Source organism: Pseudomonas sp. NPDC087639, assembly GCF_044743385.1.
Classification (GTDB): Bacteria; Pseudomonadota; Gammaproteobacteria; order Pseudomonadales; family Pseudomonadaceae; genus Aquipseudomonas.
On sequence record NZ_JBIUWI010000011.1, the window covers coordinates 60038 to 81540 of the forward strand.

A 21503-nucleotide genomic window follows, 5' to 3' on the forward strand; every position below is an offset into this window, starting at 1 on the left:
TAAGCGCTGTAGGAAGCGTCTTGCATTTGTGTAGGAGGGCTCCGACTATCACGATCATTGATAGTGTGGCATTACGCCATTTGATGATTGCAAGGATGTTGCGTGCCGTATTCGCTTCAAGCTGTGTTTCGTCGTTGTGCCACGCGTTGCCCGCTGTTGTCGGCCTTTGTGTTGAGTGTGTGTGCCTCCTCGCTTGAAGCGGCCGAACCTGTCGCGCCGGGCCAGGAAGTGCTGCGCCAGCAGCAACAGCAACAGCGCGATCTGCAACAACTTCAGCTTCAGCAAAGAAAGCGCCAACTGGAGCGCGGCGCGTTCGGCCCGGCAGCGGTCACTCCGGCGATTCCCCAGACCGTAACCCCCGATGAGCGTTGCTGGCCGTTAAGCGGCACGCGCATCGGCGGCGTCACGTTGATCGACAGCGACAAACTCAACGCCCGGATCAAACCGCTGCTGGCACCGTGCATGGGCGTCGTCCAGATCAATCATCTGCTGGCGACCATCACCGCGATCTATGTCGAGAAGGGCTACATCGCCAGCCGCCCGTACCTGAGCAGCGCACCGGCGGCGGGGCAGTCGCTCGACGTCATGGTCGACGAAGGCTATATCGAGTCCATCGAACTGGCCGATCAGAGCCTGCCGGTTTCCCTCGGCGGCGCCTTCCCGGGGATGCTCGGTGGGCCGCTGAACCTGCGTGACCTGGAGCAAGGTCTGGATCAGTTGAACCGCTTGCGCTCGGTCGATCTCACCGCCGATATCGCCCCCGGCAGCCAGCCCGGCGCCTCACGAATCATCCTGCGTTCGCGCACCTCCGGGCAGTCACGCTGGGCCTTGAATGCGGGAATCGACAACCTCGGCAGTGCCAGCACCGGGCGCGACCGCGACACGCTCAGCCTGAGTCTCGACAGCCCGCTGGAGCTCAACGACCTGTTAAGTCTCAGTGCCAGCGACACGCTCAATCAGGGCGACCGCTACAGTCGCAACGCCAGCCTGTATTACGCGATCCCTTACGGTTATTGGACCTACAGCGCATTCGCCAGCCACGCCGAATATCGCGCGCCGTTCAAATTGCCCAGCACCACTTTTCACAGCACCGGCATCACCGATCAAGTGAGCCTGCGCGCCGACCGCGTGCTGTGGCGCGACCAGAGCCGCCAGCTCAGCGCCAACCTGCAACTGGCGCACAAGGACGTCGACAGCTATCTGGAAAACGTGCGCCTGGGGATTCAGAGCCCGACCCTGACCGTGGCCGAAGCCGGACTCAATCTGTTCTGGCTCGACCGCGCGGTGTGGAACCTCGATGTCAATTACGCCCAGGGCCTGCGTTGGTTTGGCGCCGATGACGACTCGCAGCATCCAGTCAAAAACCTGCCCAAGGCGCAATTCCACAAGTACCGCGCCGGCCTTAGCCAATGGCGCAACGGTCAGCTCGGCGCGCAAGCCTGGCAGTGGCAGAGCCAGCTCAATTTGCAGTACAGCCCCGATCCGCTGCCGGCCATTGAACAACTGCTCGGCACCGATGATTCGGCGGTGCGCGGTTATCGGGTCAGCAGTGCGTCCGGTGCCAGCGGCGCGATATGGCGCAACACCTTGCGCCTGCCGCTGCGCAGTGAATGGCCGATGCAGATCACCCCGCGCGTCGGCCTCGACCACGGCTGGATCAAGGCCGATCACGGTGCCCAGGGCCAACGCCTGAGCGGCGCCAGTGTCGGGCTGAATCTGGGCTGGAAAAACCTGCAAGTGGACGTCGACTACCAACGCGCCCTCAACACGGCCAACGGTCTGCAGCATGAGCCGCAGACCTGGCTGATGCGGGTCGGCTTACAAATATGAGCGCTACATAAACAAAGAATGCAGTGAACAAACAGCCGTCGGATCTGAGCGCGACAGCCACGGCCAGGAAAAATCGCGCGACGTGATGCCGTACTCACATGGAGACGTTTTTATGCCAGCACACACCTTTGCATTTCATCTTTCCCCACGGGGCAAATTGCGCTGGGCAATCGCCAGCCTGTTCTTCGCCGTGCACCTGCCCAGCGCTCTTGCCGGTGGTGTCGTCGTCGCACCGGGCCCCGGCGGTACCGCGCAACTGCAAACCCAGGGCGGTGTGCCCATCGTCAACATCGTCGCGCCCAACGGTTCGGGCCTGTCGCATAACCAGTTCCTCGACTACAACGTCGACCGTCAGGGACTGGTGCTGAACAACGCCTTGCAGGCCGGACAATCGCAGCTCGCCGGGCAACTGGCGGCCAACCCGCAATTGCAAGGGCAAGCCGCGAGCGTGATCCTCAACGAAGTGATCAGTCGCAATCCGTCGGCGATCAACGGCGCGCAGGAAATCTTCGGGCGCGCCGCCGATTACGTATTGGCCAACCCCAACGGCATCTCGGTCAACGGCGGCAGTTTCATCAACACGCCGAACGCCAATCTGGTGGTTGGTCGCCCTGAATTGAACGACGGCAAACTGCAATCGCTCAACACCCGCGACGCCAGCGGTCAGTTGCAGATTCAGAGCGGCGGCCTGCGTAACGCCGAGGGCTCGATCAACCTGATCGCCCCGCGTATCGACAGTCAGGGCGCGCTCACTGCCCGTGATCAACTCAACCTCACGGTCGGACGCAATCAGGTGGATTACGCCAGCGGCCAGGTGAAAACCGTGGACCCGGCGGGCAGCACCGCTGATCAACGCATCGACGCCAGCCTGTTCGGCGCGATGCAGGCCGGTCGCATCAACATCGTCAGTACCGCCGAAGGTGCCGGCGTGCGGGTCGGTGCGGTGCAGGTGGCCGGGCGTGACGGGGTGCAGATTCGTTCGGCCGGTGACCTCAGTGTCAGCGGTGAGGCCGTGACCAACAGCCTCGATGTGACCCGCGCGGGTATTCGCAGCAGTCAGGGCGATGTCGGCCTGCACAGTGGTAAAGACCTGACCCTGGCCGCGACCGATGTCAGCGGCCGTGATGTGACTGTCGACGCCAAACGCAACCTGACCCTGAGCACCGTGGAAAGCCGCAAACTCCAGGAAAATCGCGAAAACTGGAACAACAGCACCATCGGCATCACCTGGGAAACCTACGACCGCACCCAGACCGACAGCGAAACGCGTCAGCACGGCAGCCAAATCGTTGCCAGCCGTGACGTGAAACTGTTCTCCGGCAAAGACACCGAACTGAACGCGGCCAAGGTCGAAGCGGCGAAGAATCTGGATGTGAAAAGCGGCGGCGATCTGCGCCTGACCGCCGCCACCGAAAGCCACACCCAGACCGATCAGGGCAACCATCGCAAGCATCTGTGGAAAGCCAATTGGAACACCAGTAGCGAAGAGCAACGCAGCGTCACCACCCAGTTGAAGGCTGGCAACATCGCCCTGCAAACCGCTGCATTGTTGCGCTCCGAAGGCGCGGAACTGGACAGCACGGGCGACCTGCAACTGGCCGGCAATCAAGTGGAAATCGCTACCGCCACACGCAGCAATCGCAGCAGCGACAATAGCTACTCCGGCGATCTGGTCGGTGGCGGTTTCTTCGGCAAGACCGGCGATGCCGACAAGGGCCAGAGCCAGCATCAGGGCAGCAAAATCAACGCCGCCGGCAAGCTGATCGTCAAGGCTGACGACGTGCGTATCAGCGGCAGTCAGGTGCGTGGCGGCACCGACGCGAGCGTGATCAGTGACAAGGGTTCGCTGATTATCGACGGCGTACAAGACACCTCGCATAGCAACAACCACGACAAGGACAGCAAGTTCTTCGGCATCACCAAAAACGAGTCGCGCCAGAATGCCAAGGACAGCACCACGGTGCGCAGCGAACTGGTGTCCGACAGCAACCTCAAGCTCAAGAGTGCCAAGGACATCGAAGTCGCTGGCTCGACGGTGAAGGCGGGCGGCGCGCTGACGGCGGACGCGGCGGGGGATGTTAATGTGCATTCCTCGCAGAACACTCACGACAGCAGCACCACCACTGAAACCCGTGGCTTCGACGCTTATGCGAAAGAGCAAACGCCGGAGCAGTATCGCGCCGGGATTCATTACGAAGACAAGCAGCAAACGGTGACCAGCAACGACGTCACCCAGCAAGGTTCCAGCCTCAGCGGCGGTGCCGTGCAGGTGAGGGCTGGCGGCGATCTGACGGTCAAGGGCAGCGAGGTGAAATCCACTGCGGGCGATACCCGCCTGAGCGGCCAAAACGTGTCGTTGCTGGCCGAAGAAGACAGCCACAAAACCTCCACCGACAAGAGCAGCACCGGCGGCGGTTTCTACTACACCGGCGGCCTCGACCGCGCCGGCAATGGCGTCGATTTCGCCCACAGCACTTCGCAAGACACCACGAGCAAAACCACTGCGCAAACCAGCAGTGTGCAGAGCAGCGGCGGTTTGACGATCAATGCCGACAAGCTCGCCACCGAAGGTGCTCAGGTGAAGGCCGGTAATGGTCTGAACATCGCGGCCAACGAAGTCGACAACCGCGCGGCCAGCAATAACGAAAGCAGCACCCACACCGAGAGCAATTGGTCGGCGGATATCGGCGCCAACGTCGAGTACAAAGACATCGCCCGGCCAATAGCCGGTGCGGTTAAGGATGTCCTGAACGGCAAGGTGCCGGACAAGGACGCGCTGGCCAATCTCGGCCAGCCGAATGTTGGCATTGATGTCGCGGTCGGTCACGGCAGCGCCAATAAAACCGAGCAAAGCAGCAACGCTGTAGTCAGCCGCTTCGACGCTGGCAACGTCGACGTGAAAGTCGCTGGCACGCTGCACGACCAAGGCACCCAGTACAGCGCCGGCGCCGGCAAAGTGAACATCAGCGCCGACAAACTGGTCGCCGATGCCGCGAGCAACACCCACAGCAGTACTGATAACGCGGTAGATGCCAAGGTGGATGTGCGCGTCTACACCAAAACCGGTGAGGACGTGAATGTCGCCGGCAGCGGCGCGGGCGGCAGCAGCCAATCTAGCAAGAACAGCTCCACCGCCGTGGTCGGCGGTTATGCCGGCAGCCAAGGCGTGAACATCAAAACCGCAGGCGATGCCCAGTTCGAAGGCAGCCGTATCGACGGCGGGCAGGGCAACGTGAGCATCAAGACCGGCGGCGATCTGGCGCTCAATCAGGCCACCGACCGCCAGAGCAGCAGCGACACCAGCCTGCGCGGTAATGGTTCGCTGACGGTCGGCACCTTGCCGGGCACCGACGGCACCAACGTTGACCTCGGCGCCGGGTTCCAGCTCGATCACAGCGGCAAGCAGACCTCTGATACTCAGGCCCATGTGGCGAGCATCAGTGGCAACGGCGTGCAACTGAACAGCGGCGGCGATCAGGTCCAGCAAGGCACGAAAATCGACAGCGCGGGCGCCATCGATCTGAAGGCTGACGGCAAGCTCGATCTGCAAGCGGCCGCCGACACCCACAGCGCTACCGGCAGCAATCTCGGCGGTGGTTTGAAGGGCGGTGGCAGCAAAACCAGCAGCGAGAAGAGCCGCGATCAGGGGGGCAATCTCAGCGGTAACTTCAACATTGGTCGGGTCAACGAGAGCTCGCAGACCCTGACCGGTGGCCAACTCAACAGCCAGAGCGGTATCGCCCTGAGCGGTGACTCGGTTCACTTGCAAGGCACACAGGTCACGGCGCCAAACGTCAGCATCAATGCGCAGAAGGGCGGTTATGTGCAGGAGTCGGCGCAGTCCACTGAAAGCCGTAACAACTGGAACGTCGCACTGAATGCCGGCGGCAACCTGAGCAGCAAAACCCCAACGGCCGCCGAAGAAAAGGCCAGTAGCGATCACGGCTTCAATGCCGGCGCCAAAGTGGGCGTGGATTACCTGCAAGGCACCTCGCAGCAGAACAGCCAGATCAAGGCTGACACGGTGCTGCTGAACAGCGCGGGTGATGCAGAACTGGCGGGTGCGCGGATTGATGCGAAGTCCGTCAGCGGCAAGGTCGTGGGTGATCTGACAGTCGAGAGTCGTCAGGACTCAAAGACTCAAGCCAAAGTTGATGTCGATCTTGCCCTGACCGCGAAAAAGAATCCGCCAAGCGACAAGGAAAAACTCGCCGGTACTGACTACAAGCCAACGCTCAAGGCGCAGGGCGAATACGCGCACAAGGACAGTGTCCAGCAAGCCTCCGGCATCAGCGGCAGCCAAGGCGTCAACCTCAAGGTCGGCGGCGCCACGCAACTGACCGGTGCGCGGATCTCGGCGAGTGAAGGGAAAGTTGATCTGGGTGGTTCGAAGGTCAGCAGCACTGACCTGAGCAACCTCGATTACGGGGTAAAAGCCGGGCTGGATCTGCCGCAGAAGAAGGAAGAAAACGCGCCGACGGTGTCTTTCGAGAACGGCAACCTGAAAGTTGGCCCGGTCACGCTGACCGGCCACCTTGATACCCAAACCCTGCAAGGCGGAATCGACGAGAGGGGCTGAATCACTGTTTCAAATCCTGTGGGAGCGAGCTCGCTCGCGAAGGCGCCAGTTCAGTCAATTCCAGGTTGGCTGATCCAGCGTATTCGCGGGTGAACTCGCTCCCACTTTCGTTTTTTTTCGTACTTTGAATCGGAAAAAGTTACGGAGGTTGCCTTTGCACGTCCAGCGATTCCCATCGAGCAGATTTCATAGCTTGCAGGCGTGAAATTCGTGTGAAAAGCGACCAACCCCCAGACCCCCAGACCCCCAGACCCCCAGACCCCCAGACCCCAAGACCCCAAGACAGTGAAGACTGGACGATGGCAAATTAATAGCTAAAGTGGAGTGTGCTGACCAGCAGTCGCTCTTTTAATTCAAGTGCGTTGGCTCACTCTTTGAACGTCAAACAATGTGTCTGGCTGAAGGATGGTTAACGTTATGTTGAAATCAAATCTGCAAATTACAAGTACATTACTTTTAGGTGTTGCCACACTTTCTGGATGTTCAGTCAATCCCACCGTTCGCTATGTAGAGGCCTCTTCTGTGGGTGAGGCGGCTCGTCAGCCGAGGTTGATTGACAGCTTCTACAGACAAAAAAATGAATTGACCATCGAATTCAAACCCGTTGATGCCGCCGGGAAAAAAGCAGCTGCGCCTTTGACTGTCACCAATCGTAGGCTGGAGGATACAACACGCCGAATCATGATGATTGGTGCTGATCCTTTCTGGAGCAGAACTACCATTAATCTGACCAAGGTACCTGATACGGATTTGATTGCATCGGCAAGTTCTGAAGTCGTCGATCGGCGCGCCGAAATTGTTACTAGTGTGGGGAGCGTACTGAAGGTAATACTACCGGTGGCAATGGGTGTAACCGGTGGCCCTGGCAAGCCGAAATGCAACAGCCTCTTGTTAGAGCCATGCAGTTGGGCACTTGGTCCTGAAACAACCGAAAGAAAAGACCTGATAGAGGCGGCACCAGGACTAACTGTCAACTGGGGGGACGTCCCTGAAACGGCTGTCCCAGTGGAAGATCCAGCTTATAAAGAGTTTTTGAGCAAGCCTCAGAAAGGATTGTTTTACTCGGCCTGTCGCGAGGTCGCACTGAGTTACGTGATCGCCGACAGTGTAAATCGCACTATTTACTCTTGGCGCGGCAAAGTTGCTGATCCGAATTTTGTGGAGTTCGTTGCCTTTCCTAAATCTGGTCAACTTGAGTTTCATAATCAATGTGGAGTTTCGGTTAAAAGCGTGAAAGACACGACAGTCACAACTGATGTGTTGATAACGACTGCCGTTACCCAAGCCGTAGCTATCAAAGAGGCTCTCGACAAAGCGCAGGAGGCTAAAGATGCAGCGGACAAGAAAGCGGCAGGGAAATAGCCACATTACGCCGACTGCCGAGCGAGTAATCTTCAGGGCTCTGACTGGGTTTTTGGTGCTTTTCACCGCAGGTATTCCTGATCAATTTGCTCTGGCGCAAGAGGATAAAATCGGCCCGGTGGTAAAGCCCTCGGACTCCGAGTTGATCGCGCCCGTATGGGGCTTGGAAAAAGCGGCTGACGCGCCCGACGAACTTTCCTTTAAATCCCTGGATATCAAGCTTGGGGGTTCAAAGGTACAGCTGTCAGGGGGGGTCGTAGTCGTTGACCTAGCGGATTGGCGAGCTATCGCAGTTTCCGATAACTCTAAAGGTAATATGTGTTCTTTAACGCTGATCGGCCCGCGCACGGTTTTGCTCGCAGCACACTGTGTCGATGCCAATATCAAAACGCCTTCGAAAGAAGCGCCGGTCCTTGCTGCCAGCGTTCAATTCAGTACGTCTCCACATCCTTTCAAGATGAAGTGTGAGATCAGTTCAGAGTATTCGCGCTGGCCGCTGAATGAGTGGGGAACACCCCGTACGGCCGAAGACTACGCCCTTTGCGAACTGGATCGTCCGGTCAAGGATATCGACTACGAAACGCTCTCAATGAATGAAGACATTACGGTTGGCGATGCTATTACACTCGTTGGGCATGGGTGTGTGAGTTTGGGTATTTCCGAAGACGCGAAAAGATACACCTATAAAGAGGGAAATCGTATTTTGCGCATAGGCGAGCGACCTGTCGAAGCACAGAAGGTCAGCCTTTTTGCATCCAGGCCGGCTCTCTATTGGCGTACGTTATCGTCAAACGGAAGTGAACCCGCACTGTGTTATGGAGATTCCGGTGGACCGGTCCTTTATCCGAAACCGGAGGGAGGCCGACGAGTTGTGGCCCTGAACTCGGCGTTGGGTTTTGTTCCTGATGCAACGCCTGCCAATCCGGCTTTCTTTTCCTATCTATCCCCCCTCAATACGGATGAGTTTAAGCGCTTTTTGAGTCAATGGGTCGCAGCGGGGGCGGGAGGAAGCCAAGATCCGCGCAAAGTGTGTGGGCTCAATGTGAAAGGCGGGATTCAGGGCTGTCGTCAATAGGGAGTGATCTGATGCAAGTTCGGCTTATGCCCTCGGCTTTTATTCAGGCACTGTTGTTTTTTGTGTCTTCGAACCTCTGCGCAGAGGATTATGACAGTGTTGTTGTCAGGGCAGTGGGGGTACTGCCAAGTGCGCAAGTCGTCGCTTTCGTGGCTCAGAACAGCAAAACCAGGGAATTGGATGCTATCGAGTACCCTGAGGCGGCCAATATGAGTGCAGAACAATTGGCAGGTCAACTCTGTGGCCTGGTTCAGGATGGCTATATGGAGGAACTCAGACGGGCAAATAGTTCTCGAGACATTACTGAGAATGTAGCGTTGGGATCGCTTGCTTATGTCTTGGCCTGGCCCGAATGTCTTCGTGTAGGAGGGCCTCTGAAATACACCGTGCGCAAGGGTGATAGCTCTACTTCCATAAGATTACTGCTAACGGGAGAGTATGCAGTGGGATCGGGACTCAAGACCTATTTCGCGAACAGCGGGATAAAACCAGATCAAGTATTTTCTTACGGCACGATACTGAATTTACCCTTTGAGACTATCAGAACAGTGGTGCAGGTACCCAAGGCAAAGCGCACCACGTTCGAGGCAAAGCTAAAAGATATTGGTGGGCGAGAAATTTTTATCAAACTGGATCCGGTCAAGATTGGCCGTATCACGCCCGGTGCGAATTTGAATTTGATCCAGGGCGGAAACAATACATGCTTATCTGAGGGGAGCCCCGATTATCCCTTCAATGCTAATGCTGTCATGGAAGCCATTGAATGGTTGAAGGACAGAAAAGTAGGTCTCAATACAGCCACAATTGCGGTGGCTGACAATGGTTTTTTTGGCGTCCCTTGCGCAACAGATAATTGCCCGGAAATGGACGGTGAGGAACTGAAGTCATCGGAACGATTTCCTGCTGAAATGTTTGCTTCGCCGGGATTCTATTCGGGACAAAGAGATTGGGTTGGCCCTCGTATCCTGGGGGTCAATCTTCGCCCCATTAATTTTGGCGCTAAATTCAACTCGATAGACTCAATCAATGAGTACAGTGGGCATGGAACTCATGTCGCAGGATTGGTAATGGGCGGGCCTGGGTTTCAGACGATCTCTGCGAGTCGAGGGTATATGCCGAGAGAATCGCTCAAAGTGGGTGGAGATTACAAACTTAAATTGACGATCTTTTCTCTGGCGCAGGGAACTGAGGAGCTGGATCTTGGTGCTGAAGAGTTGTTATATAGTTATATGGCAAAGGTCAATGGTCCGGCAGTAGTGAACCTCAGCATAGTTTTCGATACCTATATTGGAGGGTCGGTCGCTCCAACATTCAGTACTATACTCAGGCAAGCCGCAGATCACGTTGTTTTTGTCGCCGCCGCTGGCAATCAGGATGTTCCTCTGGATGATGGGCGTTTGCTGCCTGCGTCACTTGGCGGACCTGCTCGAGATAATGTCATAACTGTAGCCTCGGCAGATGCAGATGGAAAACTTTCCAAATTTAGTAATAGAGGAAATCAACGTGTGGATATTGCAGCGCCAGGATGCCATATTCCGTCCTGGCTAGATGCAACCAGTGAAGAGGTGCCTTTGTCCGGAACTTCGCAGTCAGCCGCCATCGTATCGTTTGCTACAGGGATACTTTCGGCGTTCAAGTCAAATAGTAAAGCCAGGTTACTAAAGAATAGATTGTTAATCAGTGGTGATCTTTTGTCTGATGAGGAAAGTCGCATGGGCGTCGCTTCAATGTCGGCACTGAATATCGCCAAGGCACTTTATTTTAATCAGGACTACATCACTATTAATACTGCTCAGAATGGGCAGCAGACTTACTTGGGCGATGTCAGCGCTTTTTCTGGTATTTCATGTAACGGTAAAGAGATAGGTTTCGCTAACGTTCGGTCTATGAAACGCTTGGACTCAGCAGCGTTGATCGTTTTCCGAGGGGTTTTTGAAGCCGAAGTCACTGCCTGTAAAGGCGGGTTGAAAAATACTTTTGGTAGCCTGGAAAATAAAATTCACTTTGAACCGAAATGGCAAAAGGTAGGCGACAAATTTGAAGCTTTAACAGGGACGCAGGAAGCGCTGGACGTCCCGGCAGCGCAGATACTGGAATTGATTCGAAAGGATCCGCAGTAGGGGGCGTAGTACGCGGCCGTTGCGTGTGTCCACCGAGAGATGACGACAGGCAGAGGTATTCATTGCTTCGCCTTAATAGGAAGCATTACTATTCACGCCCCTTTCCTCACCACGCCGCCCATACCCCCATGCGTCCCCGCAGACCCGGCTTTTTCGAGCATTACGAAGAGTTGATCGGCACCTGGACTCGTCGCCTGCGCAATCGCGCGCAGGCCGAGGATCTGGCGCACGACACCTTTGTGCGGGTGCTTGAGTCCGATTCGGCGGCGGTGCAGCAACCCCGGGCGTATCTGCATCAGACCGCGCGCAACATCGCCGTAGATGGGTATCGGCGTGAGGATCGGCGCGGCGCCATGGAGTCAGAGGCGATCGATCACAGTGTGTCGTCGTCCGGCGACCCGGAGCATTACATGCATGCGATCCAGTTGGCCGACTCCATCGAACGGGCGCTCACCGAGTTGCCGGTCAATTGCCGCAAGATTTTTGTCTGGCAAAAGATCGAAGGGTTGACCCAGGCGGAAATCGCCGAACGCCTTGGCCTGTCCAAGAACATGGTCGAAAAGTATATGATCCGCACCCTGCGGCACCTGCGTGATCGCCTCGACGGGCTGCAGTCATGAGCGGCCGCCGCTTTTCATCCCCAGCCCAACAGGACATTCCATGATGGATTCTCGTGATTGCGCGTGCGGGCAAACGACGGTGCGCGATGACGCGGCTCGCTGGTTTGTACGTTTGCAGGAGCCGGCCATCAGTGCCGACGAGCAGCAGCGCTTTGACGCCTGGCTGAACGAACATCCGCAGCACCGTGACGAATTTCAGTTGCTGCAGGGTTTGTGGACGGCGGCGGATCTGCTGCCGGCGCCACGTCTCAAAGCCCTTGTTGAAACCACGCCTGCGCGCCGCGAACGGCGCCCGTTGCTGCGTTATGCGGTGGCGGCCAGTGTGCTGGCGGTGGCGCTTGGACTCGGGCTGTTCAGCGGTTTGAATCACCCGGGGAGTTACAGCGCCGAGTTTTCTACCGCCCTCGGCGAACGCAAACATGTGGCGCTGCCGGATGGATCAGTGATCGATCTGAACAGCCGCAGCCGCTTGCAGGTGCGCTATGAAAAGGACCGCCGCGTTATTGAGTTGAGCGAAGGCGAAGCGATGTTCAGTGTTGAGCATGACAGCGCCCGGCCGTTCGTGGTCGAGGCCGGTAGTGGCAAGGTGACGGTCACTGGCACTCGTTTCGATGTGCGCCGTGATGTGTCGCAGACCCGTGTCGCGGTGGAGCAGGGCACGGTGAAAGTGCAGGGGCATGATGCGCCCGAAAACGAGTTCATCAACCTGACCGCAGGCTTGGGCACTTATGTCGATGGGCAAGGCAAAGTCGCGGCGGCCTACGCGGTCAACCCGGCGGAACTGACGGCGTGGCGCAGCGGCAAACTGGTGTTCAACAACGCCAGCCTCAGTGAGGTTGCTGCTGAAGTGTCGCGTTATCGCGACAAGCCGCTGACGGTCGCCAACCCGGCCGTAGCCAGTCTGCGGCTGACCAGCGTATTCAAATCCGACAACACCGACGCCTTGCTCAAAGCCTTGCCGAGCATCCTGCCGGTGGCCGTTCGCACCCTCGCCGATGGCAGCCAGGAAATAATTTCAAAATAGCATTCAGGTTTTTTTCGAGTTCATCGTCTTCCTGTTCAACTGCAACTGGTTTGCATTAACAGCTGCACACTCTTGCGATCCACAGGACTACGTTCGACGTGAAAACCATCCCTGCCAACAACAAGAAATCTCCTTGGTTGCCGCTGGCCCTTGCGCTGGCGGTCAACGCTGCCATGCCTTTGGCATTCGCGGCCGACGCCATTCATATCCGCGCCCAGCCGCTGGGTCAGGCCTTGAGTGAACTGGGCCAGCAAACCTCGTTACAAGTGTTTTTCAGTCCCGATCTGGTTGCCGGTAAACAAGCCCCTGCAGTGGATGGCGACATCTCGCCGGAGCAGGCGCTGCGCCAATTGCTGCTAGGCAGCGGTCTGGATTATCAGATCAACGAAGGTTCGGTGACCCTGTCGCCCACCGCGACTTCCGCCGCCACCAACGGCCCGCTGGAGCTCGGCGTGACCGACATCAAAGTGGTCGGCGACTGGCTCGGTGATGCCGACGCCGCCGTGGTGCAGAACCACCCCGGTGCGCGCACGGTGATCCGCCGCGAAGCGATGGTCGAGCAGGGCGCAATGAACGTCAGCGACGTCCTCAAGCGTGTGCCGGGCGTGCAGGTGCAGGACTCCAACGGCACCGGCGGCAGCGACATCGCGCTGAACGTCGGCGTGCGCGGCCTGACGTCGCGTCTGTCACCGCGCTCCACCGTGCTGATCGATGGCGTACCGGCAGCGTTCGCGCCGTATGGTCAGCCGCAACTGTCGATGGCGCCGATTTCTGCGGGCAACCTCGACAGCATCGACGTGGTCCGTGGCGCCGGTTCTGTGCGTTATGGGCCGCAGAACGTCGGCGGGGTGATCAACTTCGTCACCCGCGCGATCCCGGAAAAAACCACCGGTGAAATCGGCACTACCCTGGAAACCACACAGTACGGCGGCTGGAAACACATTGACACCGCGTTCCTCGGCGGCACCGCCGATAACGGCATGGGTGTAGCGTTGCTCTATTCGGGCGTCAACGGCCACGGCTACCGCGAGCGCAATAACGGCAACGACATCGACGACGTGCTGCTCAAGACGCACTGGGCGCCGACTGATCAGGACGATTTCAGCCTCAACTTCCACTACTACGACGCCAGCGCCGACATGCCCGGTGGCCTGACGCAGAAGCAGTACGACGACAAACCCTACGATTCGGTGCGCGACTACGACAACTTCACCGGTCGGCGCAAAGACGTGTCGTTCAAGTGGATTCGCCAGATCGATGAGCGTACCCAGGCCGAAGTGCTGACCTATTACACCGACAGCTTCCGTGGCAGCACCATCGCCGCCCGCGACCAGAAAACCCTCAGCTCGTATCCGCGTTCCTACTACACCTTGGGCATCGAGCCGCGTGTGTCGCGCGTGTTTGACGTTGGCCCGACGACTCAGGAAGTCAGCGTCGGTTACCGCTATTTGAAAGAGGCGATGCACGAGCAGTCGAGCCGTCTGGCGCTGGTCAACAATCAGCCGGTGGTTACGCCGACCTCCGACGGCCATGTGTTTCAGGATCGCACCGGCGGCACGGAAGCCAACTCTGTGTATGTCGACAACAAAATCGACGTCGGCAATTGGACGATTACGCCGGGTATTCGCTTCGAACACATCAGCACCGACTGGCACGACCGCGCCGTGCTCGACACTGCCGGCAAACCGGTACCGGAGAAAAACCGCAGCATCGAGAGCAACGAACCGCTGCCGGCGCTGAGCGTGATGTATCACTTGTCGGATGCGTGGAAGCTGTTCGCCAACTACGAGACGTCGTTCGGCAGCCTGCAATATTTCCAGCTCGGTCAGGGTGGTTCCGGTGACAACACCGCCAACGGTCTGGAGCCGGAAAAGGCCAAGACTTACGAGATCGGTACGCGCTACAACGATGACGTGTGGGGCGGGGAAGTGACGCTGTTCTACATCGACTTCGACGATGAACTGCAATACATCAGCAATGATGTGGGCTGGACCAATCTTGGTGCGACCAAGCACCAGGGGATTGAAGCGTCGGTGCATTACGACATGGCAGCGCTCGATCCGCGCCTTGATGGCTTGACCGCGAATGCCGGTTTTACCTATACCCGTGCGACGTATGAAGGGGAGATTCCGGGGTTCAAGGGACGTGATCTGCCGTTTTATTCGCGTCAGGTGGCGACGGTGGGGTTGCGGTATGACGTCAATCGCTGGACCTACAACATTGATGGTTTTGCTCAGTCCAAGCAGCGCTCGCCGGGTACCGGGGTGAATGCTGATGGCAGTTTCAATGGCAATTACATTACTGACGGTACGGCGGATGGGCAATACGGCGATATTCCGGGTTATGTGACCTGGAACGTGCGCGGGGGGTATGACTTTGGGCCTCAGGTGTCGAATCTGAAGTTGGGGGCGGGGGTGAAGAACGTCTTCGATAAGCAGTACTTTACGCGTTCCAGTGATAATAATTCGGGGATGTATGTGGGGGCGCCGCGGACGTTTTTTGTCCAGGCCAGTGTGGGGTTTTGATTGATTGGTTGATTGGGTGAATATCCGTTTTTGGGGTGATGGCTGATTAGGGTTCCGCCCTTACGGCGGGTCACTTTGGCAAACGCCCCAAAGTAACCAAAGGTCTGTGCCCTGACGTTCGGCCCTCGCTGTGGCTCGGGTTCCTTCGCTGCGGGATTGATCCGGGGGCATCGCCTCCGGTTTGCTTCGCTGCACCTCCTCTCGATGTGTTTGGCTGCGCCAAACGGTCGCTGCGCTCCCACCCCCGGATCAATCCCTCCACTCAGCCTGCCGACGGGCCTTCAGATCAAGAGCGGTACTCGAGCTTGCGCTCATTGTGTTGAGTGGGGCGGCATGCGCCGCGTGCGGGGTGTACTCGTTTTCTTGTGGGAGCTGGCTTGCCAGCGATGGCGGCCTGATAGCCGACCAGGCTCTGGTAGGTGTACTCACTCCTTGTAGGAGCTGCCGAAGGCTGCGATCTTTTGATCTGCTTTGGCTTTGGCTTTGGCTTTGGCTTTGGCTTTGGCTTTGGCTTTGGCTTTGGCTTTGGCTTTGGCTTTGGCTTTGGCTTTGGCTTTGGCTTTTGATCTTGCTCTTCAGCCCATCGGCAGGCCGAGCGAAGGTGTTCATCCGGGGGTAGGCGCGCAGCGCCGTGCGGCGAAGCCGCACACATCGAGAGGAGGTGCAGCGAAGCAAACCGTAGGAGATGCCCCCGGATGGACACCGTAGCGAGGGAACACTGAGCCTAGGCGAAGTGCCGTACGTCAGGGGGCAGCCTTTTGGGTTACTTTTTCGGCGTCTGGAAAAAGTGACCCGCCGTAAGGGCGGAACCCTAAGCAGCCGTTACCGCAGCAACGGATATGCCCCAACCCCAACTCCAACCCCAACTCCAACCCCAACCCCAACCCCCAAACAACAATCTGGCAGATGCACTAAGTTCAGACTTTCAACACCTTCCCACCAATGGCCACCGCCACCAGCAACACCGCCATCAACCCGAAAGCAAAACTCAAACTGCTGGCATGAGCAACAAAACCAATCACTGCCGGCCCCGCCAGAATCCCCGCATAACCCAACGTAGTAATCGCCGGCACCGCAATACTTTCCGGCATCACGGTTTGTTTGCCCACCGCCGTGTACAACACCGGCACGATATTTGAGCAACCGGCACCGACCAACGCATAACCGACCAGTGCAGCCTCCCAGCTCGGTGCGAACGTTGCCAGAAACAAGCCTGCCGCTGCCAACAGGCCACCAAACAAAATGATCCGCGTCGCCCCGACAATCCGAACAATCCGGTCACCCATCAAGCGTCCGGCGGTCATGGTCAGAGCGAACGCCGCGTAACCCAGCCCCGCATACGCCGTGTCGATCCCGCGCTCTTGCGCCAGGAACACCGCACTCCAGTCCAGCGCCGCACCTTCGGTGAGGAATACGATGAAGCACATCCCGCCGATAAACAGCACGATGCCGTGGGGGATGGCGAATGCAGGCCCGGAGCTTTCGCTGCCATAGGGCAACATGTGCGGTACACACTTGAACAAAGCGGCGATCAACACCGCCACCACCACCAGCATCGCGCCCAACGGCGAAAGGCCGAGGCCGAGCAGGGCGCTGACGCCTGCCGCGCCGACGATGCCGCCAAGGCTGAACAGACCGTGGAAACCCGACATCATGTTCTTGCCGCTCGCACGCTCGACGATCACCGCTTGCAGGTTTACCGTCGAATCCACCGTGCCGAGGCCGGCGCCGAACATGAACAGCGTGGCGATCAGCGCCGGAATCGACGACACCGTCGCCAGCAACGGCAATGCCGCGCAGATCAACAGCGTGCCGCCAGTTGCCACTCTGCGGCAGCCGAATCGCGTTGCCAGAATCCCCGCCATGGGCATCGCCAGAATCGAACCGACGCCCAGGCATAACAGCAACAATCCCAGCGTGCCCTCATCAAGCCCGGCCCGGGCCTTGGCGTACGGCACCAGTGGCGCCCATGCGGCAATGCCGAGCCCGGCGATGAAGAAAGCGATGCGCGTGGACATCTGTTGCAGGCGTCCGGGGACGAAAGTGTCTTGGGGGTTGAGGCTGGTCATATCGATCCTTGGCAAAAAACGTCGCGTCCCCGAAGGACAGTGATTGAGCGTCGAGGTTCGATCGCAGGTGTTCCGGGGACGTGCAGTCGACATCCTAACCTGTGGGAGTGAGCCTGCTCGCGATAGCGGTGGATCAGTCGACATTTTTTTGCCAGGCACACCGCTATCGCGAGCAGGCTCACTCCTACAGGTGGTTGCGGTTTACAGTGGACTACTTTGGCAGCAGGGACACAAAAGTGATGACGCAGTTCTACGATGCGCGGGGCAACATCTACGGAGTGATCTCTCCCGAGGCGCTACGCATGGCGGGAATCGACTTGCCGACCAGCGCTGGCGAATGTGCGTCATCACGCCAGACCTGGAGTCATCACGCCGTCGCTCTCTGCTGCGAATGGCCCGAAGGTCAGCGGCCAGCAGACAGCAAATCCCACCGCAGCGACGGTCTGCTCGTGGGTCCGTTCCAGGCGTCGCCGCCATTTGACGTGCTGATCATCAACACCGACGGTACCCTCGCCGAGCGCAGTGGCAATGGCCTGACGATCTTCTCGCAAGCCCTGACCGAGCAAGGTGTACTGCCCGAGCAGGGCGCTCTGTTGCGCGTGCATCATGACAAAGGGAGCGCGGTTGAGACCTCTGTGAAACCGGCCGAAGTCGAAGGCGTGAGAGGATTCTGGCTGGATCTCGGCCAACCCGAATTCGGCCCGTCCGCGGTCGGTGCACAGAACGTAGAAAGCCGCGAATTCAACGGCTGTGGAACAAGCCATATTCAATCCCTGGCACAACTCGATCCCTCGTGGAGCCACAGCCAGTTCGTGCGTATCGGCAATCCGCACTGCGTGACGTTGCTGACAGAAGTTGCCGCGCTGCCCAGTAACGAACAGATGCGCGAATCGCCACTGAACGAAGGCATGACGCGAATCGCTTATGCCATGCCCACCGGCTCAGGGCAGCCCTGTCAGGCGGGCGTAAATCTGCAATGGGCCGCGCGCGAGTCCGCACGATGTATCGTCGCCCGGGTGTTCGAACGCGGCGAAGGGCCGACAGCCTCCTCAGGCACCAGCGCCAGCGCAGTGGCCTCGGCGGCGTGGCGGGTCGGATGGGTCGAGGCAGGTGAAGTACACGTCGTCATGCCCGGCGGCACGGCGCCGATCCTGCTCGAAGAAGCAAATGGAGAATTGCTGCGCCTCAGCCTGTTCGGTACGGCCCAATCGATCCTCTAGAGCTGCCGAAGGTTTGCGATACCGTCAATTAGCCTTGAACAACGTCACGCTCACCACCTGATCACCCTCGACAACCAGCCGCAGCAACGCCTGCGGAGTGGGCAACGCCTCAAAACACTCAATAATCACCGAGTGCGCCGACGTCGCCAGCAACGACAAGCTTCGGGCGTGCCTCAACTGGCGTTTCACCGGGCGCCAGTCCCGAGGCCAAGCCGGTTTTGAGGTGTACGCTCAGCGGTGGGCCAACCATGCCCGAGGCTACGATCGCAGCGAATGACACCGCTCCACGCAGGCGCGGGTCGAGGCCGTGGCTAGCTGCAAATGCCCGTACACGACACCCTTAGACGAACTCCACCACCGGCATCTGCCGCTTCATCAACACCTCGCCGCCGCGAATCGAATACAGCGGCAAGCCCTGACTGCGAATAACCTCGTAATCGCTGTCCGCCGACAGAATCAGCAGGTTCGCCGGGCGCCCCTGTTCCAGGCCATAACGCTCGCCCAAGTGCATGGCTTTGGCGCTGTTGTCGGTCACCAGATCCAGCGCACTTTGCAGGTTGCGGTAACCGAGCATGTGGCAGATGTGCAGCCCGGCTTCCAGCACGCGCAGGATATTGCCGTTGCCCAGCGGATACCACGGATCGACGATTGAATCCTGGCCAAAACACACGTTCATCCCGGCTTCCAGCAACTCGTTCACCCGGGTCACGCCCCGGCGTTTCGGGAAGTTGTCGAAGCGGCCTTGCAGGTGAATGCTTTCGGTCGGGCAGGAGACAAAACTGATCCCGGAGTGGCCAAGCAGGCGGAACAGTTTGGCGCAGTAGGCGTTGTCGTAAGAGCCCATTGCCGTGGTGTGGCTGGCGGTGACAAGGGCGCCCATGTCGCGGCTGCGTGCCTCTTCGGCAAGCACTTCAAGGAAGCGCGAATGCGGGTCGTCGGTTTCGTCGCAATGCACGTCGACCAGGCAACCGGTGCGCTCGGCCAGGTCCATCAGGAACTTCACCGAACTCACACCCTGATCGCGGGTGTACTCAAAGTGCGGAATCCCGCCGACCACGTCGGCGCCCATGCGGATCGCTTCTTCCATCAGTTCGCGGCCATTGCGGAACGACTCGATGCCTTCCTGCGGGAACGCGACGATTTGCAGGTCGATCAGATGACGACTTTCCTCGCGCACTTCAAGCATGGCTTTGAGTGCAGTGAGTTGCGGGTCGGTGACATCGACGTGGGTGCGCACGTGCTGGATGCCGTGGGCGGCCAGGGTCTGAATGGTTTTCTTGGCGCGGGTCTTGGTGTCTTCTTCGGTGATGGTGACCTTGCGCTCGCCCCAGCACTCGATGCCTTCGAATAGCGTGCCGCTCATGTTCCAGCGCGGCTCGCCAGCGGTGAGGGTCGCGTCGAGGTGAATGTGCGGCTCGACGAAGGGCGGCACCACTAGATTGCCGCCGGCGTCGAGGTCGTCCGGGCCGAGGGACGGCGCTTCGGTCTGGCGGGCGATGCTGCGGATCAGCCCGTCCTCAAGGTGCAATTCGTGCAAACCTTCCTGGTTGCGCAATCGGGCGTTGATGATGTGCATCAGGCGAATCCTTTTTTATAAGTCTTGAAGTGGCGCGCTGGCGCTGCGGGCGCCGAGCAGGCCGGTGACGATGACATACGTTAGCGCGGCAGCGGCGATGCCTACCAGCGGCGCAACCCACGGCGAGCTGAACGCGGCGACGGTGCCGACCCCGTAGGCCCCGAGGCCCGGCCAGTTGAAGGCCGGCAGCCGTGCGTCGGCCAGGCGCGGATAGTGCCCGCGCCAGCGGAAGAAGAAGTCGGCCATGATCACCCCGCCAATCGGCGGGATCACCGTGCCGAGCAGAATCAGATACGGCACCAGCATGTCGTACATGCCCAGCAGGGCGAGCAGGGTGCCGATGACTGCGCCGGCCAGGGTTACGGTTTTGCGTCGGCCGGTGCGCAGCAGATTGCAGCCGGCGACGGCGAAGTTGTAGATGGTGTTGTCCTGGGTGCTCCAGATATTGAGTAGCAGCATGGCCATCGCGGCCATGGCGAAGCCTTGCAGGAGCAGCACTTCCACCACGTCCGGTTGTTGATAGACGATGGCGCCGTACGCACCGATCAGCACCATCAAGCCGTTGCCGATGAAAAATCCGATCAGGCTGGCCAACACCGCGACTTTTGCCGAGCGCGAAAAGCGCGTCCAGTTCGTCGCCTGGGTCGCGCCGCTGACGAAGGTGCCGAACACCAGGGTGATCGCGGTCGACCAATCCAGCGAGCCGCTTGGCACCACGCTGAGCAAGCCCTCGAAACCGCCGACTTTCACCGTCGCCACCCACATCGACAACATCAACAGCAGCATCATCGCCGGCACCGCGATGTACGACAGAATCTCCAGGCCGCGATAGCCGACATACGCCGTGGCGCAAAACACCAGGCCGAACAGCACCATCAAACCCAGCACCGCGCCTTCGCCCAGATCAAAGTATTTACCGAGCACCACCGCAGCGGTCGCTGTGCCCCAGGCGTACCAACCAATCTGGGTGAAGCCGAGGATCAGGTCGCTGAGCTTGCTGCCGACTTCGCCAAAACAGAAACGACCCATCAGCACCGAGTTGAGACCGCTCTTGAAAGCGATGTAACCCAGGCCCGCCGCGTACAGGCCGAGCAGCAGGTTGCCGACGATGATCACCGCCATCATCTCGGCAAAACCGAACGCCACACCGAGCTTGCCGCCGGCAAACATGGTCGCGGTGAAGAAGGTGAAGCCCAGCAATACCATGGCGGTTGAGGCCAGGCCTTTGCGTGCATGCATGGGGACTTCACTGAGGGGGTAATCGTTGCCGGGATCGTTTTGCGTCATGGGGCGTTCCTTGCTGAAAAGGGGAGACGCGGGGGAGGGTTGCAGTGGTCGTGCCAGGTTTGAGTAGCGTCCGTCCCAATGTTTGAAGATGTCTAAGTTATTGATTGTTGAACATCAAAGTGTTGGATCAGTAGGCATGTCGTGTTCTAACGAATTTATTGTTTGTGTGAAAATTTTCATATTTTGGATTAAGTATGGATTGCTCCCATGGTCTTG

The 21503-nt window shown here is 58.7% G+C and carries 14 protein-coding genes; 10 read left to right on the plus strand and 4 right to left on the minus strand.

What is annotated here, in order from left to right; translation table 11 throughout:
* The first annotated feature begins 102 nt into the window (after nt 1-102).
* The 9 genes from ACIOVB_RS07500 to ACIOVB_RS07540 all read left to right on the plus strand — a co-directional run bounded on the left by ACIOVB_RS07500 (nt 103) and on the right by ACIOVB_RS07540 (nt 15701).
* Nucleotides 103-1830, plus strand: a complete 1728-nt coding sequence (locus ACIOVB_RS07500) for a ShlB/FhaC/HecB family hemolysin secretion/activation protein (RefSeq protein ID WP_401266292.1) — start codon at nt 103-105, stop codon at nt 1828-1830.
* 112 nt (nt 1831-1942) lie between these two features.
* On the plus strand, nt 1943-6409 hold the full coding sequence (locus ACIOVB_RS07505; RefSeq protein ID WP_401266295.1) for a hemagglutinin repeat-containing protein: 4467 nt from the start codon (nt 1943-1945) through the stop codon (nt 6407-6409).
* A 417-nt stretch (nt 6410-6826) separates the two neighbouring features.
* A complete protein-coding gene (locus ACIOVB_RS07510; protein ID WP_401266298.1) occupies nt 6827-7771 on the plus strand; it encodes a hypothetical protein in 945 nt (314 codons plus the stop codon).
* Nucleotides 7740-8846, plus strand: a complete 1107-nt coding sequence (locus ACIOVB_RS07515; protein ID WP_401266299.1) for a trypsin-like serine peptidase — start codon at nt 7740-7742, stop codon at nt 8844-8846. Before ACIOVB_RS07510 ends, ACIOVB_RS07515 begins: the two co-directional genes overlap by 32 nt.
* A gap of 11 nt (nt 8847-8857) precedes the next feature.
* Nucleotides 8858-10966, plus strand: coding sequence for a S8/S53 family peptidase (locus ACIOVB_RS07520; RefSeq protein WP_401266301.1), 2109 nt, complete (start codon nt 8858-8860; stop codon nt 10964-10966).
* Between the two features lie 128 nt (nt 10967-11094).
* The gene (locus tag ACIOVB_RS07525) at nt 11095-11586 is read left to right on the plus strand and encodes a sigma-70 family RNA polymerase sigma factor (protein WP_401266303.1); all 492 of its coding nucleotides are present in this window, start codon (nt 11095-11097) and stop codon (nt 11584-11586) included.
* A 40-nt stretch (nt 11587-11626) separates the two neighbouring features.
* Complete coding sequence (locus ACIOVB_RS07530) at nt 11627-12610, plus strand: FecR family protein (protein ID WP_401266306.1); 984 nt, start codon at nt 11627-11629, stop codon at nt 12608-12610.
* Nucleotides 12611-12708: 98 nt separating this feature from the next.
* A complete protein-coding gene (locus ACIOVB_RS07535; RefSeq protein ID WP_401266308.1) occupies nt 12709-15135 on the plus strand; it encodes a TonB-dependent siderophore receptor in 2427 nt (808 codons plus the stop codon).
* A 419-nt stretch (nt 15136-15554) separates the two neighbouring features.
* Nucleotides 15555-15701 (plus strand): hypothetical protein, encoded by a 147-nt coding sequence (locus ACIOVB_RS07540; protein WP_401266311.1) that lies wholly within the window; start codon nt 15555-15557, stop codon nt 15699-15701.
* A gap of 351 nt (nt 15702-16052) precedes the next feature.
* Here ACIOVB_RS07540 and ACIOVB_RS07545 read toward each other — a convergent pair whose 3' ends face one another.
* Nucleotides 16053-17204, minus strand: a complete 1152-nt coding sequence (locus tag ACIOVB_RS07545; RefSeq protein WP_187677587.1) for an MFS transporter — start codon at nt 17202-17204, stop codon at nt 16053-16055.
* Between the two features lie 239 nt (nt 17205-17443).
* On the opposite strand from ACIOVB_RS07545, the gene ACIOVB_RS07550 reads away from it, so the two are divergent.
* On the plus strand, nt 17444-18424 hold the full coding sequence (locus tag ACIOVB_RS07550) for a diaminopimelate epimerase (protein WP_401266313.1): 981 nt from the start codon (nt 17444-17446) through the stop codon (nt 18422-18424).
* Between the two features lie 24 nt (nt 18425-18448).
* On the opposite strand, the gene ACIOVB_RS07555 is transcribed toward ACIOVB_RS07550, so the two are convergent.
* The 3 genes from ACIOVB_RS07555 to codB form a co-directional block, all read right to left on the minus strand.
* Complete coding sequence (locus tag ACIOVB_RS07555; protein ID WP_401266316.1) at nt 18449-18613, minus strand: hypothetical protein; 165 nt, start codon at nt 18611-18613, stop codon at nt 18449-18451.
* Nucleotides 18614-18764: 151 nt separating this feature from the next.
* Nucleotides 18765-20000 carry a cytosine deaminase gene (gene codA / locus ACIOVB_RS07560; protein ID WP_401266319.1) on the minus strand — a complete coding sequence of 412 codons (1236 nt, stop codon included), beginning with the start codon at nt 19998-20000 and terminating at the stop codon, nt 18765-18767.
* A 15-nt stretch (nt 20001-20015) separates the two neighbouring features.
* Entirely contained in the window at nt 20016-21287 is a 1272-nt protein-coding gene (codB, locus tag ACIOVB_RS07565; RefSeq protein WP_401266322.1) for a cytosine permease, read from the minus strand.
* Between the last annotated feature and the right edge of the window lie 216 nt (nt 21288-21503).